The sequence below is a fragment of the Streptomyces sp. CG4 genome, from assembly GCF_041080655.1.
GTDB lineage: Bacteria > Actinomycetota > Actinomycetes > Streptomycetales > Streptomycetaceae > Streptomyces.
In genome coordinates, this window is sequence record NZ_CP163525.1 from 7,898,244 (window position 1) to 7,913,297 (window position 15,054).

12 protein-coding genes and 1 riboswitch are annotated in these 15,054 nt (G+C 71.1%); of the genes, 4 read left to right on the forward strand and 8 right to left on the reverse strand.

Annotated features, from left to right (window positions below; genetic code table 11):
• Positions 1 to 209: 209 nt before the first annotated feature.
• Together AB5L52_RS36110 and AB5L52_RS36115 are read left to right on the forward strand one after the other, a co-directional pair.
• Positions 210 to 854, forward strand: a complete 645-nt coding sequence (locus AB5L52_RS36110; RefSeq protein ID WP_351019523.1) for a MerR family transcriptional regulator — start codon at positions 210 to 212, stop codon at positions 852 to 854.
• A 126-nt stretch (positions 855 to 980) separates the two neighbouring features.
• A complete protein-coding gene (locus AB5L52_RS36115) occupies positions 981 to 2,693 on the forward strand; it encodes a DNA polymerase IV (RefSeq protein WP_369367704.1) in 1,713 nt (570 codons plus the stop codon).
• A gap of 172 nt (positions 2,694 to 2,865) precedes the next feature.
• On the opposite strand, the gene AB5L52_RS36120 is transcribed toward AB5L52_RS36115, so the two are convergent.
• Positions 2,866 to 3,240, reverse strand: a complete 375-nt coding sequence (locus AB5L52_RS36120; protein WP_351019529.1) for a PRC-barrel domain-containing protein — start codon at positions 3,238 to 3,240, stop codon at positions 2,866 to 2,868.
• A 119-nt stretch (positions 3,241 to 3,359) separates the two neighbouring features.
• Positions 3,360 to 3,454, forward strand: a riboswitch (glycine riboswitch).
• 176 nt (positions 3,455 to 3,630) lie between these two features.
• On the opposite strand from AB5L52_RS36120, the gene gcvP reads away from it, so the two are divergent.
• The gene (gcvP, locus tag AB5L52_RS36125; RefSeq protein ID WP_351580457.1) at positions 3,631 to 6,516 is read left to right on the forward strand and encodes an aminomethyl-transferring glycine dehydrogenase; all 2,886 of its coding nucleotides are present in this window, start codon (positions 3,631 to 3,633) and stop codon (positions 6,514 to 6,516) included.
• A gap of 88 nt (positions 6,517 to 6,604) precedes the next feature.
• Here gcvP and AB5L52_RS36130 read toward each other — a convergent pair whose 3' ends face one another.
• From AB5L52_RS36130 to modA, 6 genes are all read right to left on the reverse strand, one after another.
• On the reverse strand, positions 6,605 to 7,126 hold the full coding sequence (locus AB5L52_RS36130; RefSeq protein WP_369369022.1) for a transposase: 522 nt from the start codon (positions 7,124 to 7,126) through the stop codon (positions 6,605 to 6,607).
• Positions 7,027 to 8,205 carry a transposase gene (locus AB5L52_RS36135; protein WP_369367705.1) on the reverse strand — a complete coding sequence of 393 codons (1,179 nt, stop codon included), beginning with the start codon at positions 8,203 to 8,205 and terminating at the stop codon, positions 7,027 to 7,029. The genes AB5L52_RS36130 and AB5L52_RS36135 overlap by 100 nt, the downstream gene beginning before the upstream one ends.
• 224 nt (positions 8,206 to 8,429) lie before the next feature.
• Positions 8,430 to 8,849 (reverse strand): TOBE domain-containing protein, encoded by a 420-nt coding sequence (locus AB5L52_RS36140; protein ID WP_351580917.1) that lies wholly within the window; start codon positions 8,847 to 8,849, stop codon positions 8,430 to 8,432.
• A 28-nt stretch (positions 8,850 to 8,877) separates the two neighbouring features.
• Complete coding sequence (locus AB5L52_RS36145) at positions 8,878 to 9,963, reverse strand: ABC transporter ATP-binding protein (protein WP_351019539.1); 1,086 nt, start codon at positions 9,961 to 9,963, stop codon at positions 8,878 to 8,880.
• Positions 9,964 to 10,004: 41 nt separating this feature from the next.
• Positions 10,005 to 10,865: a molybdate ABC transporter permease subunit gene (gene modB / locus AB5L52_RS36150; protein ID WP_369367706.1), complete on the reverse strand. Its 861-nt coding sequence runs from the start codon at positions 10,863 to 10,865 to the stop codon at positions 10,005 to 10,007.
• Positions 10,862 to 11,692, reverse strand: a complete 831-nt coding sequence (modA, locus tag AB5L52_RS36155) for a molybdate ABC transporter substrate-binding protein (protein WP_369367707.1) — start codon at positions 11,690 to 11,692, stop codon at positions 10,862 to 10,864. Before modA ends, modB begins: the two co-directional genes overlap by 4 nt.
• Before the next feature lie 207 nt (positions 11,693 to 11,899).
• On the opposite strand from modA, the gene AB5L52_RS36160 reads away from it, so the two are divergent.
• Positions 11,900 to 12,388 (forward strand): molybdopterin-dependent oxidoreductase, encoded by a 489-nt coding sequence (locus tag AB5L52_RS36160; RefSeq protein ID WP_369367708.1) that lies wholly within the window; start codon positions 11,900 to 11,902, stop codon positions 12,386 to 12,388.
• Here the strand turns inward: AB5L52_RS36160 and AB5L52_RS36165 are convergent.
• Positions 12,303 to 15,041, reverse strand: coding sequence for a molybdopterin-dependent oxidoreductase (locus AB5L52_RS36165; protein WP_369367709.1), 2,739 nt, complete (start codon positions 15,039 to 15,041; stop codon positions 12,303 to 12,305). The genes AB5L52_RS36160 and AB5L52_RS36165 overlap by 86 nt on opposite strands.
• Positions 15,042 to 15,054: the final 13 nt, after the last annotated feature.

The following is a 15,054-nucleotide window of genomic DNA, read 5'->3' on the forward strand; positions in this document are numbered from 1 at the left end:
GTCGACGCCTCGCGCCCAGGCAATTGCCAGCGGCCATTGAGGGCGTCCTGCGGTCTCCCGCGAGAGCATTCGGCTAGCCTTTCCCCGCGGTGGGACACGGGAAACCACTCCTAGGGTGATTATCACTCGGCGTGCCGAGTGTGGCGATCGTTGACGCACCCCTGGTGACTGCCTACCGTCGTGAAGGCAGGTCAAGGACGGAGGTCGGCGTGAGAACCAGCGGCGACGGTACGGCTGGGGGTGCTCCCGTGCGCGGTTTCGGGGAGAGCGGTCCGTACCCGGTTCACAGCAGCGCGGTGGATCACGCTCCGCAACGGCCGACGATGGTGCCGAACGGCGGAGGGGCGGCGTCCATGGCGTCGGAACAGATCGGCTATCGCGGGCCCACGGCCTGCGCGGCCGCCGGCATCACCTATCGACAGCTCGACTACTGGGCCCGTACCGGCCTCGTCGAGCCGAGCGTACGGCCCGCGTACGGGTCGGGCACGCAGCGTCTGTACAGCTTCCGGGACGTCGTCGTCCTGAAGATCGTCAAGCGGTTCCTGGACACGGGCGTGTCGCTCCAGAACATCCGCTCGGCCGTGCAGCACCTTCGGGAACGCGGTTTCCGTGACCTGGAGCGGATGACGCTGATGAGCGATGGTGCGACGGTCTATGAGTGCACCTCGCCGGACGAGGTGCACGCCCTGCTCCAGGGCGGTCAGGGCATCTTCGGGATCGCCGTCGGCGTGGTGTGGCGGGACGTGGAAAGCGCGCTCTCCCAGCTGCACGGCGAGCGCATCGACACCGGTGAGACCCTCGTCGGGCACAATCCCGCGGACGAGCTGGCGCGGCGCCGCAACCGGGCGGTCTGACGCCGGGGTACGGCCGTCCGACAGCCGTACTGCGGTCCGTACCGTGGTCCGACATCGCTACGGCCGTGTGACACGGAGGCCGGCACGGTCGGGGCATTGTCAGTGCCGTGGTGCAGCATCGGAGATGTGAGAAACGCGCCCACGATCCTGCATCTCGACATGGATGCCTTCTACGCCTCGGTGGAGCAGGCATCCAAGCCGAGCCTGCGCGGGAAGGCGGTCGTGGTGGGCGGCCTCGGACCGCGCGGGGTGGTGGCCACCGCGTCGTACGAGGCACGGACCTTCGGGGTCCACTCGGCGATGCCCATGGCCCAGGCGCGCCGGCTGGCACCGAATGCTGCGTATCTGGTGCCGCGCTTCACCCTGTACCGGGCGATCAGCGAGCAGGTGATGGCGATGCTGCGGGAGCTGTCGCCGCTGGTGGAGCCGCTCAGCCTGGACGAGGCCTTCGTGGACCTGGAGGTCGGCGGGACGGCCTGGGACGAGGAGTCGGCGCGACTGGCCGGGATCAAGCTGCGCGCGGACATCCGGGCGGTCACCGGGCTCACCGGCTCGGTGGGGCTCGCCGCCTCCAAGATGCTCGCCAAGATCGCCTCCGAGCAGGCCAAGCCGGACGGTCTGCGAATCATCGAGCCGGGCTCCGAGCGGGCGCTGCTGGGGCCGATGCCGGTGCGGACCCTGCCCGGGGTCGGGCCGGCCACCGGGGACCATCTGCGCAGAGCCGGGATCACCACGGTCGAGGAGCTGGCCGAGGCGGGCGAGGACGAGCTGGTACGGCTGCTCGGCAAGGCGCACGGGCACGGGCTGTACGCCATGGCGCTGGCCCACGACGAGCGGCCCGTGGTGGCCGAGCGCGAGGCGAAGTCGGTGTCGGTCGAGGACACCTATGACGTGGACATCCATGACCGGCTGCGGATCGGGCTGGAGGTGCAGCGCCTCGCCGACCGGTGTGTGGGGCGGTTGCGCGGGGCGGGGCTGTCGGGGCGGACGATCGTGCTGAAGGTGCGTCGGTACGACTTCTCGACCCTGACCCGGTCCGAGACGCTCAGAGGGCCCACGGACGATCCGGCGGTGGTACGGGAGGCGGCCGCACGGCTGCTGGATTCCGTGGACACCACGGGTGGGGTACGGCTGCTGGGTGTGGGGGTCTCCGGGCTCGCGGACTACACGCAGGAGGATCTGTTCGCGCAGGCGGTGCCGTTGCCTCCGGCGGAGGAGCCGGAGAAGGGCGCCGTTGAGGCCGTCGAGGAGCGGGCGGAGCCGGTCGAGCGGCACTGGCGGGCCGGGCAGGATGTGCGGCATACCGAGTACGGGCATGGGTGGGTGCAGGGGAGTGGGCTGGGGCGGGTGACGGTGCGGTTCGAGACTCCGCAGTCCCCTCCGGGGCGGGTGCGGACGTTTTTTGTGGGTGATCCTGCGCTGGAGTCGGCTGATCCGTTGCCGTTGGTGGCGGACCTTGCCCACCCGCCCACCCGTCTCGGTCAGTCCAACAGCGACCGACACGGGGCTCCGCCCCGGACCCCGGGAGAGGGCGGGGGTGGGAGTGGGGGCGGAGGTGAGCGGGGGGACCGTGAGAACCAGGAGCAGACCTCGGACGAGGTGCCGGCCCCGCTCGAAGCACAGGCCTCGGTCGAGCCTCGGGTCCTGGCACATGCTCGGGCCTCGGGCAAAGCCAGGGCCCCGGTCGCGGCCCAGTCCCCGGTCGATGTGCCGGCCTCAGCGGAAGCTGGGGCGTCGGTCGAAGTGCGAGCCGCGGAGGGAGCTCGGGCCCCGGTCGAAGTGCATGCCTCAGCAGAAGCTGGGGTCTTGGACGAAGTGCAGGCCTCGGACGAAGCTTGAGCCCCCGGCCGAGGCTCGGGTGTCGGATGAAATGCGGGCTTTGGACGGAGCTGGGGCCCTGGTCGCGGCTCGGGCGTCGGGCGAAGTGCTGGCCTCAGCGGAAGCCCGAGCCCCGGACGAAGCCCGAGCCCCGGACGAAGCTCAAGCCCCGGGCCAAAAGCCCGCACCAAGCTCACGTCTCCTCCGAGCCTGCCAATTTGCCGAAGTCGTGGTCTTGGAGGGAAGGGGGTGGCGCCGCATCCAGGCCGTAGTGGTGGTAGAGCTGGAGTTCCTGTTCGGGGGAGAGGTGGCGGCCCACGCCGAAGTCGGGGGCGTCCTTGATCAGGGCGCGGTCGAAGGGGACGTGGAGGGTGCCGTCCTTGAGCAGTTCGCTCGGCTCCAGGGGGACGAACGCGTCCCGGCTGAACAGGCCGGTGCGTATGGCCGCCCACTCGGGTACGCCGGTCGCGTCGTCGAGATAGATCTCGTCGATGGTGCCGATCTTGGTGCCAGTGCGGTCGAACGCCTTGCGGCCGATCAGGTTGCGAGGATCGATGTCGGTCTGCACGGTCCTTCTCCCTCCACTGGTTCGCAACTCATTCGTAAGCACTACAAAAGAGCACATTCAAGGAGGCGGCCACTCGAGGGCTCGGGCGTTGACCCCGCTGGTAGGCTGACAGCGGCTGCTGACCCCGTGCGGGAGAGTCCTCCGACCACCTCGGAGGCGCCGAAGGAGCAACTCCTCCCCGGAATCTCTCAGGCTCACGTACCGCACGGACGAGGTCACTCTGGAAAGCAGGGCGGGTGTCGACGGCTCCCGCCCTCACCGACGGTGAAAGCCGGGACCCTTTCGGGTGCCCGGTGAAGCTCTCAGGTTGAGATGACAGAGGGGGAGGCCGTCGGGGTACCCGCGCCGTGGTGCCCCTCGAAGGTCGCGTCAGACCAGGAGGCCTCCGCAATGACCGCCCATCGCATTCCGCTCTCGGAGCTCGAAGCGGGCATCCCCTTCGAGCAGCGTCACATCGGGCCCGACCAGGAGGCGCGGGCCAAGATGCTCGCGCAGGTCGGTTACGGCTCGCTGGACGAGCTGACCGCCGCGGCGGTCCCGGATGTGATCAAGAACGCCGACGCCCTCGACCTGCCGGGCGCCCGTACCGAGGCCGAGGTGCTCGCCGAGTTGCGCTCGCTCGCCGAGCGCAACCAGGTCCTCGGCTCGATGATAGGGCTCGGGTACTACGGGACGTTCACGCCGCCCGTCATCCTGCGCAACGTCATGGAGAACCCGGCCTGGTACACGGCCTACACGCCGTACCAGCCGGAGATCTCCCAGGGGCGGCTCGAGGCCCTGCTGAACTTCCAGACCGTGGTCGCCGACCTCACCGGTCTGCCCACCTCCGGCGCCTCCCTGCTCGACGAGGGAACGGCCGCCGCCGAGGCGATGGCGCTGTCCCGGCGCATGGGCAAGAACAAGAAGGGCCTCTTCCTGGTCGACGCGGACGCCTTGCCGCAGACCGTCGCCGTGATCCAGACCCGCGCCGAGCCGACCGGTGTCGAGGTCGTCGTCGCCGACCTCAGCGAGGGCATCCCGGCCGACATCGCCGCGCGCGAGATCAACGGCGTGCTGATCCAGTACCCGGGCGCCTCCGGTGCCGTACGGGACATCAAGCCGGTCATCGACCAGGCGCATGAGCTGGGCGCCCTGGTCACCGTCGCCGCCGACCTGCTCGCGCTGACCCTGCTGACCTCGCCGGGCGAGCTGGGCGCGGACATCGCCGTCGGCACCACCCAGCGCTTCGGTGTGCCGATGGGCTTCGGCGGTCCGCACGCCGGCTACATGGCCGTACAGGAGAAGTTCGCGCGCAGCCTGCCGGGCCGGCTCGTGGGCGTCTCCGTCGACGCCGACGGGCACAAGGCCTACCGGCTCGCACTGCAGACCCGTGAGCAGCACATCCGCCGGGAGAAGGCGACCAGCAACATCTGCACCGCGCAGGTGCTGCTCGCCGTGATGGCCGGAATGTACGCCGTCTACCACGGGGCGGAGGGGCTCAAGACCATCGCCCGGCGGACCCATCGGTACGCCACCATCCTCGCCGAGGGGCTCAAGGCCGGCGGCGTCGAGATCGTCCACGGCTCCTTCTTCGACACCGTTACCGCGCGCGTCCCCGGAAAGGCCGCCGAGGTGGTCGCCGCCGCACGGCAGAACGGGGTCAACCTCCACCTGGTCGACGCCGACCACGTCTCCCTGGCCTGCGACGAGACCACCACGCGGGCCCAGCTGGCCACCGTCTGGTCCGCCTTCGGCGTCAAAGGCGACATCGGGGCGCTGGACGCGAGTGCCGAGGACACCCTCCCCGAGGCGCTGCTGCGCACCGACGTCTACCTCACCCACCCGGTCTTCCAGCAGCACCGCTCCGAGACCGCGATGCTGCGCTACCTGCGCAAGCTGGCCGACCGCGACTACGCGCTCGACCGCGGCATGATCCCGCTGGGCTCCTGCACGATGAAGCTCAACGCGACCACGGAGATGGAGCCGGTCACCTGGCCCGAGTTCGGCCAGCTGCACCCCTTCGCCCCGGCCGAGCAGGCGCAGGGCTACCTCACGCTCATCCGTGAGCTGGAGGAACGTCTCGCCGAGGTCACCGGCTACGACAAGGTCTCCCTGCAGCCGAACGCCGGCTCCCAGGGCGAGCTGGCCGGTCTGCTGGCCGTACGCGGCTACCACCGGGCGAACGGCGACGAGCAGCGCACCGTGTGCCTCATCCCGTCCTCCGCGCACGGCACCAACGCGGCCAGCGCCGTGATGGCCGGCATGAAGGTCGTCGTCGTCAAGACCGCCGAGGACGGCGAGATCGACGTCGAGGACCTCCGTGCCAAGATCGAGCAGTACCGCGACGAGCTGGCGGTGCTGATGATCACCTACCCGTCGACGCACGGCGTCTTCGAGGAGCACGTCGCCGACATCTGCGCCCAGGTCCACGAGGCGGGCGGCCAGGTGTACGTCGACGGCGCCAACCTCAACGCCCTGGTCGGTCTCGCCAAGCCGGGTCACTTCGGCGGTGACGTCTCGCACCTGAACCTGCACAAGACGTTCTGCATTCCGCACGGCGGCGGCGGTCCGGGCGTCGGCCCGGTCGGCGTGCGCGCGCACCTGGCGCCGTACCTGCCGAACCACCCGATGCAGCCCGCCGCGGGCCCGGAGACCGGCGTCGGACCGATCTCGGCCGCGCCTTGGGGCTCCGCGGGCATTCTGCCGATCTCCTGGGCGTACGTCCGGCTGATGGGCGGTGAGGGCCTCAAGCGCGCCACGCAGGTGGCCGTGCTCTCGGCGAACTACATCGCCAAGCGCCTGGAGCCGCACTACCCGGTGCTCTACACCGGTCCCGGCAACCTGGTCGCGCACGAGTGCATCATCGACCTGCGCCCGCTGACCAAGGCGACCGGCGTGAGCGTGGACGACGTGGCCAAGCGCCTGATCGACTACGGCTTCCACGCGCCGACCATGTCCTTCCCGGTGGCCGGCACGCTGATGATCGAGCCGACCGAGTCGGAGGACATCACCGAGCTGGACCGTTTCTGCGATGCGATGATCGCCATTCGCACGGAGATCGAGAAGGTCGGCTCCGGCGCCTGGCCGGCGGAGGACAACCCGCTGCGGAACGCCCCGCACACCGCGGCCGCGCTCGGCGGCGAGTGGGCGCACGCCTACAGCCGCGAGGAGGCCGTCTTCCCGGCCGGTGTCTCGGTCGCCGACAAGTACTGGCCGCCGGTGCGCCGTATCGACCAGGCCTTCGGCGACCGCAACCTGGTGTGCTCCTGCCCGCCGATGGACGCATACGAAGACTGAGCGAACTGAGCGAACTGAGCGAGCGGTGACCTTCAGGGCCCCGTCCGGTTTCCGGACGCTGACTCTGTCGGGGTTCTTGGCGGTCTGCTCAGTCTCTGGCGGACCGCCAAGACCTCGGCCGGGGGATCCCGTGCTGGTCCAGGTAGTTCTGGAAGGCGGTCGGCGGCCGTGACGGGGGTGTTTCTCCGGTCGGCGGCCGTCGGCTGAGGCGCTCGATGTTTGCGGCGATGGCTGTGAACACGTGCTGTAAGTGGGCTTTGTGCTGTCCCCGGTAGCGGCAGCGGCGCATGCCGTGTCCGTGGGCGAGTTCGTTGATGGTGCCTTCCACTCCGGAGCGGACCGCGTAGCGGGCCTGCCATTCGGGTGTCTGCTGCTCGGCGCGGACGCGGAGTTGCAGGTCACGGAGTTCTCGCGGGGGAAAGCCCACGCTCCGGGCGTTGTCGGTGGTGGTCGTGCAGCGGGTGCGGACCGGGCAGGGACGGCACTGGCTCTTGGTGAACCGTGCCACGATCAGAGGTGCCGCGGTGGGTGAGGAGGTCGGGTAGGGGCCGTGCCATCCCGCGCTGGTCTCGCCCTGCGGGCAGGTGACCTGGCGGCGGTCGAAGTCGATGTGGAAGTCGTCGCGGCCGAAGCCGTTGTTCCTGCGGTTCTGGCGGGTGGTGTTGACCGGCAGTGGTCCGGTGACCCTGACTGTTCGCGGGCTGCCTGTTCCAGATGGACCAGGGAGGTGTAGCCGCCGTCGACCAGATGCTCGGCGGGCAGCAGCCCGCGATGCTTGAGCCGGGTGTGGATGCCGGGCAGAGCCTTCGCGTCGTACCCGGTGGCGTCGGTGGTGGCCACATCTGTGATCACGTTGACGCCGTCGGGATCACAGGTTTCGGTGAGGTGTGCGACGAACCCCTTCCAGCGGGTGATGTGTCCGCGGCGCGCGTAGCGGGCCGTCGGGTCGTAGGGCGAGACGACTGCGACGGCAGAGGGCGGCAGCCCGCCGTCCTCGGCGGTGCGCCAGCGCAGGCGGCCGGCCCCGTCGCGGTAGTAGTTCTGCACCATGATCTGCCGCAGGGCTTGGACGCGGGGACCGGACAGGCGTTCCGGCCCGTGCTGCCCGAGGTGCTCGATCAGCCGGACGGCGTCGCCTCCGGTGGCGAGGATTCTGGTCTTGGGGCGGGTGGGGTTCTTGCCCAGACGGACCGGGCGGCCGTAGCGGCGCCCCCACTCCTCGTCGACCAGGCCGGCCAGCAGGTGCGAAGCTGTGCCGGCCAGTTCTTCCAGCGCGGCGCGGACGGCCTCGGTGACCAGTTCCAGCCGGGTCAGGTCGCGGACCGCGGCCAGGACGTGGGTGGAGTCCGTGCGCTGGGTGGTGCGCTCGCGGACGAGACCGGCCTCCTTCAGGCGCGCGAGCGCGAGGTCGAGGAGACGGTCGGCTCGGCCGTCCTCGGTGAGACGGTCGCGGAAGTCGGCCAGCACGCTGTGGTGGAAGCCGGGATCGTCCAGGTCCATGGCCAGCGCGTACTTGAAATCGATGCGGCAGCGAACCGCTTCGGCCGCCTGCCGGTCCGACAGACCGAGGAGGAACTGGAGCACGCAGACGGTGGCCAGCTGGGCGGGCGAGAGGCTGGGGCGGCCGTCACGCGGGTACCAGTCGGCGAAGTCCTCGTCACCCCACAGCCCGCCCAGGTGGTCTCTCACCCACATCGCCGTTGTACCGCCCGGATTGCTCGCCCGCGCCATCTGCGCGGTCAGAGACGGGACTTGCTCACCAGAACGGGCATGGAGCGACAACGAGCACCTCGACAACTGCATCGGTCCTTGAACAGAGCCGAGCATGCCCGTTGATCACGCTGCCCCGCCGGGGATCCTCAAGATCCCCGACAGAGTCAGCGTCCGGTTTCCGGGCGGGGCCCTCGCCCGTGTCAGGCCGTCGCCAGCGCCACCTCGGTGGACTTGATCAGGGCGACCACGGCGGAGCCGGTGGAGAGCCCGAGGTCGGTGGCCGACTCCTTGGTGATGGCGGAGGTCACCGAGCCACCGTCGATCGAGATCTTCACGGTGGCCATCGCGGCGCCGGCCGCGATGTCGGTGACGGTGCCCGGCAGCTGGTTGCGGATGGAGACGCGGTCGATCGGCGCGGTGGCGAGGGAGACCTCGGTCGACTTCACCAGGGCCCGTACCGTGGCGCCCTCGGCGAGGCCCAGGTCCCGGACGGACTCCAGGGTGATCGCCGCGGTCAGGTCCTGGCCCCCGTCGAGCCGGATCTTGACGGTGGCCATGGCCTCGCCCGGCTGGATCGCCGTGACCGTGCCGGGGAGCTGGTTGCGGATGCTCAGGGTCATGGGCACCCACGGTAGGGTGGCCGTCCGCTCAGGCCGGGTATGCATGTGTCTGCGTCGCTTTGACCGTCGCCCAGACGGCCGCGCCCGGGTGCAGTTCGAGCTCGGCGGCGGCGACCGTGGTGAGGTCGGCGGCGAGGGGGAGTTCGCCGCCGAGGTCGGCGCGGATCTGGTCGCCGTGCGTCTCCAGGCCGGTCACCTCGCAGCGCCACAGGTTACGGGCGCTGGCACCGGTGGGCCGCTCCCGGAACAGGGTGACGGCGCTGGGCGGGAACGCCACGAAGACCGGCCCGGACAGGTCTTCCGTGGTGGTGATCGAAGGACCCGCGTCGAGTCGTACCGTGTGCCGCTCCGCCTGGCCCCGGTAGAGGTTGAGGCCGACGAGCTGGGCGATGTAGTCGGTGCGCGGATGGCGGGCGATGTCGCCGGGGGTGCCCTCCTGGACGACCCGGCCGTGCTCGATCACCACCAGCCGGTCCGCGAGCACCATGGCGTCCAGCGGATCGTGCGTGACGAGGACGGCGACCGCCTCGAACTCGGCCAGATGGCGGCGCAGTTGGGCGCGGACCTCCAGCCGGGTACGGGCGTCCAGCGCGGCCAGCGGCTCGTCCAGGAGCAGCAGCCGGGGGCGGGTGGCCAGGGCGCGGGCGAGGGCCACGCGCTGGGCCTGACCGCCGGACAGCCGACGCGGCTTGACGCCCGCGTGGCCGGCGAGCCCCATCCGGTCCAGCCACGCGGCGGCCTGGGCACGCGCCTCGGCCTTGGGCACGCCCTGGCAGCGCGGCCCGAACGCCACATTGTCCAGCGCGGACAGATGCGGAAAGAGCAGATAGTCCTGGAAGACCACGCCGACCGGGCGGGACTCCGGGGGAGTGCGGTCCAGGGAGACGCCGTCCAGGAAGAGGTGGCCGTCGGTGAGCGGGACCAGGCCGGCCAGGGCGCGTAGGGCGGTGGTCTTGCCGGCGCCGTTGGGGCCGAGGAGGGCTACGACGTCTCCGGGGGCGGCCGCCATGGTCACGTCCAGCCGGAAGGAGCCACGGTCGACGACGAGGTGGGCATCGAGTCCCTCGTCGCCCATGTTGCGCAGGTCGGCCTCGGGGGCGTCGATGTCGGTCATGGGTCCGTACGTTCGCACACGGCCCGGTCCCGCTGCCATGATCACGCTCCCGTCATCCAGCGGTCCCTGAGCGCGGCCAGTACCGCGATCGAGACCACCAGCAGGACCAGGCTGAGCGAGATCGCGGCCTCGGGGTCGTTCTGCAGGGCCAGATAGACCGCGAGGGGCATGGTCTGGGTGCGGCCGGGGAAGTTGCCCGCGAAGGTGATCGTCGCGCCGAACTCGCCGAGCGCACGCGCCCAGGCCAGCACCGACCCGGCCGCGATGCCGGGCGCGATCAGCGGCAGGGTGACCCGGCGGAACGCGGTGAAGCGGGACGCGCCGAGCGTCGTCGCCGCCTCCTCGAAACGCGGGTCGGCCGCGCGCAGGGTGCCCTCGACGCTGATGACCAGGAACGGCATCGCGACGAACGACTCCGCGATCACGACCCCGGTGGTGGTGAACGGCAGTGTGATCCCGAACCAGGAGTCCAGCCAGGTGCCGATCACCCCGTTGCGGCCGAGCGCCAGCAGCAGCGCCACACCGCCGACCACCGGCGGCAGCACCAGGGGCAAGGTCACCAGGGCCCGTACGAACCCCCGGCCGGGAAAGTCCGTACGGGCCAGCAGCCAGGCCAGGGGCACGCCCAGGACGAGGCTGACGGCCGTCGCCGCGGTGGCGCTGACCAGCGAGAGCTGGAGCGCCTGCCACACCTCGGTGCTGGACAGCTGGCCCGGCAGACTGCCCCAGGGTGCGCGGATGAGCAGCGCGACCAGCGGCAGCAGCAGGAACGCCAGCGCCACCAGACCCGGCAGCAGCAGCGGCAACGGCACGCCGCGTCGGCTCCCCGTGCCGACGCGGCGGCGCCGCGGTCGGCCCGTGCGGGGGCCGGCCGCGGCGCCGGGCTCGAGGAGCGAGGTCACGGCTTGAGGAAGCCCGCCTGGCTCAGCACCTTCTGGCCCTCGGGGGACTGCACGAAGGCGATGAACGCCTTGGCGGCCTCGGCGTTCGGCGCGTTCTTCAGCAGGGTGATCGGGTAGTCGTTGACAGCCTTGGCCGACTCGGGGAACTCCACGCCCTGCACCTTGTCACCCGCGGCGTGTACATCGGTCTTGTAGACGATCGCGGCGTCGGCCTCCTTCAGCTCCACCTTGTTCAGGGCGCTCTTGACGTCCTGCTCGTAGGAGGCCGGGGTGAGCTTGAGATGGCCGGCGTCCAGGACCTTCTGCGCGGCGGCGCCGCACGGCACCGTCTTGTCGCACAGCACGACCTTCAGGCCGGACTTGGTGAGGTCGTTCAGCGAGGCCACCTTGTGCGGGTTGCCCGGCACCGTGGCGATCTCCAGCTGGTTGCGGACGAAGGTGGCCGGGGTCCCGACCGCGTCCTTCTTGTCCGTGACGATCTTCATGGTCTTGGGGCTGGCGGCGGCGAAGACGTCCGCCGGGGCGCCGCCGGTGATGCTCGCGGCCAGGGTGTCGCTGCCGCCGAAGTTGAAGGTGACCTTGGTGCCCGGGTGCTGCTTCTCGAACTCCTGCTGCAGGGTCGTGAAGCTCTCCTTCAGCGAGGCGGCCGCGAACACGGTGACCGTGCCGGACAGCTTCTGCGCGTTCGACGCGCCGGACGAGGCCGAGGTGTCCGTCGACTTGGCCGAGTCGGACGAGGAGGAGCAGGCGCTGAGTGCCATCAGGGCGGCGGCTCCCGCACCGGCCAGCTGCAGCATCCGCCGGGTCCGGCGCACGGAACGGGTCATCACGTTTCTACTCCTCGCGTTCTGTGGAACAACTGTCGCGCCCTGTCACGGCCGGGGGAAGTCCGCCGTGCGGCGATGATACTGCCGCATCTGCCAGCTGTAAGTCTCCTGTCACATCGCATGAGCTGCGAACTCGTGACCTGTAGCTTGCATGTGCGTTTGCACGGTGCGCCACGGCGGGTACGGTGCTGCGGGAGGTGGTCGCAGGTGACGCTCGCGGAACTCGACCTGACCGGCGATCTGGCCCGGCCCGCCCGGCTGACCGTGCCGGACCTGCTCCGCTGGCCGCAGCACCGGGTGGACGTCAGCTTCGAGTGCGCGACCAGCGGCATCCAGCACCACCGGTTCGCCGGTCCGCGCCTGTACGACGTCCTCGTCGACGCCGGGCCGGACTTCGACCCGGCACGGCGCAAGGACCGGCTGCGCTTCCTCATCGCTATCACCGGCACCGACGGCCACCACGCCGTGCTGTCCTGGGCCGAGATCGACCCGGACTTCGCCCACGCGCCCGTCCTGCTGGGCGTGCGCATCGACGGCACCCCGCTGGACGCGGCCGGGCCCCAGCTGGTGCTCCCGCAGGACCGGTGCGGGGCCCGGCACATCAGCGGGATCACGGCGATCCGAGTGGACGGCGGCTACCGCTGTGCCGCTCCAGCTCCCGCCACACCCGGTCACGCAGCAGCGGCACCTCGGTGAACCGCACACCCGTCGCGTCCCGCAGGGCGTTCGCCAGGGCCGGGGCGACCGGGTTGAACGGACTCTCGCTCATCGACTTCGCGCCCAGCGGCCCGATCGCGTCGGCCGTCTCCATGAAGTGCACCTCGGTGCGCGGCACATCGGCGTACTGCGGGAGCCGGTAGCGGCGGAAGGCGGCCGTGTCGACCGCGCCCCGCTCGTCCAGCAGCACCTGCTCGAGGAGCGTGGCGCCGAGCGCCTGGGCGACGCCGCCCTCCACCTGGCCCCGGCACTGCATCGGGTTCATCACCTTGCCGGCGTCGGCCGCGTGCACACTGCGCAGGATGCGGATCTCGCCGCTGCCGGGGTCGACCGCCACCCGGAACCAGTGCGCGTTGAAGGCGACCGAGCGCGGGGTCCCGCCGAAGTGCCCGTCGGCGGCGAGTGCGAGGCCGACCGCGCGGGAGGCCGCGTACACCTCCTTGAGCAGCAGGCGTCCGCCGGGGTGCAGGACGGCCTCCTCGGTGAGCCGACAGTTCGCGCGCTCCACGCCCAGCTGGGCGGCGGCGAAGTCCAGCAGCTGGTCGGCGAGGGCACGGGCGGCACGCAGGGTGGCCTTGCCGGCGACGACCGTGCCGGTGGAGGCGAACGCGCCGGTGTCGTGCCGTACGACGTCCGTGTCGGACTGGCGGATGGTGATCCGGTCGACGGTGGTGGCGAGTTCACCGGCCGCGATCTGCTGGTGCACGGTCGTGGTGCCGTTGCCGAACTCGGCGGTGCCGACGGCCAGATCGAAGGTGCCGTCGGGCAGCAGTGTGGCCTTGGCGTCGGCGATGTGGCCGCCGGGCGGGCCGGTCGCGATCATCGCCAGGGCCGCGCCCTCGCCCAGCAGCCAGCCCTCGGGGGCGGGTTCACCGGGCTGGGCCTGCGCCCGGCGCACGATCGACAGGCACTGGTCGAGGCCGTAGCTCGCGATGTGCAGGTCCTCCTCGTGGCCGCCGGGCGTGAGCATCGGCTCGTCGGGGCCGATGATGTTGCGGGCCTTGAACTCCAGCGGGTCCAGGCCAAGTTGGCGGGCCAGCTCGTCCAGCGCGGACTCCACCGCGAACAGCACCTGGCCGAGGCCGTAGCCGCGGAAGGCGCCCGCCGGGACGGTGTGCGTGTACACCGAGTAGGCGTCGACCTGTTTGTGCGCGGCGCGGTAGACCGCCATGGACTCGCCGACGCTGTGGAACATCACGGCCGGGCCGTGGTTGCCGTACGCACCGGTGTTGGCGACGACGCGCAGTTGGAGGGCGGTGAGGGTGCCGTCGCGGCGGGCGCCCGCCTTCACCCGGATCGTGAAGGGGTGCCGGGTGGTCGCGCCGTAGAACTGCTCGGCGCGGGTGTACTCCAGTTTCACCGGGCGGCGCAGTCTCAGCACGGCGAGGGCCACGATGTCCTCGACCAGCATCTCCTGCTTGCCGCCGAACCCGCCGCCGACCCGGCCCGCCATCACCCGGACCTGTTCCTCGGACAGGTCGTACAGGGTGCACAGGGCGCGGCGGGTGAGGAAGGGGGTCTGGGAGCTGGTGCGGACGGTGAGCCGGCCGTCCTCGTCGATCCAGGCGACCGCGCCGTGCGTCTCCAGACTGGCGTGCTGGACCCGCTGGGTGCGGAAGGTCTCCTCGTAGACGACGTCCGCCTCGGCGAAGCCCGCCGCGATGTCGCCGATCTCGCCGTGCGCCTCGCCGACGACGTTGTCCTGCGGGCGGGAGATCCGGGCCGTTCCCGCGTCCTTGTCGTGGACCACGGGCGCCCCCGGCCGCATGGCCTCCTCGGGGTCGAGTACGGCGGGCAGCTCCTCGTACGTCACCTCGATCCGCCGGCAGCCCTCCTCGGCGGCCGCCTCGCTGTCGGCGACGACGGCCGCCACACGCTGGCCGACGTACCGGACCGTGTCGTCCAGGACCCGGGTGTCGTCCGGGTCCTCCTCGGGGTGCTCATGGCGGGCGGTGGAGAAGTGCCGTTCCGGGGCGTCGTGGTGGGTGAACACGGCCTGGACGCCGGGGACGCGCAGGGCGGCGGAGGTGTCGATCGCGAGGATGCGGGCGTGCGCGTGCGGGGAGCGCAGCAGCTTCATGTGCAGCAGGCCGGGCACGTCGATGTCGAAGGTGTAGCGGGCGGTGCCGGTGACGACCTGCGGTCCGGCCGGGGCGGGCAGGCTGCGGCCGACGGACTCGCCGGGCGCGGGCGCCTCCACGTTCTTCACCCCGCGGACGGCGTCCTCGATGGCCCGGTAGCCGGTGCAGCGGCACAGGTTGCCCTTGAACGCCCTTGGCAGATCGGCCAGTTTGTCCACGTCGAGGGCGGCCGTGGTCATCAGGAAGCCGGCCGTGCAGAAACCGCACTGGAAGCCCTGGGCGTCGAGGAACTTCTGCTGGACGGGATGGAGTTCGCCGTCCGGGGCGGCCAGGCCCTCGACCGTGGTGACGCGGTGGCCGTCGGCCCGGAAGGCCGGGTACAGGCAGCTGTGCACGGGCTCGCCGTCGACGTGGACCGTGCAGGCGCCGCAGTCGCCCTGGTCGCAGCCCTTCTTCACCCCGAACCAGCCGCGTTCGCGCAGATAGGTGCGCAGGCACTGGCCTGGCCGGGGCTCCTCCTCGAAGGTCCGGCCGTTGACGTCCACCTTCATCGCCGCTCCACCT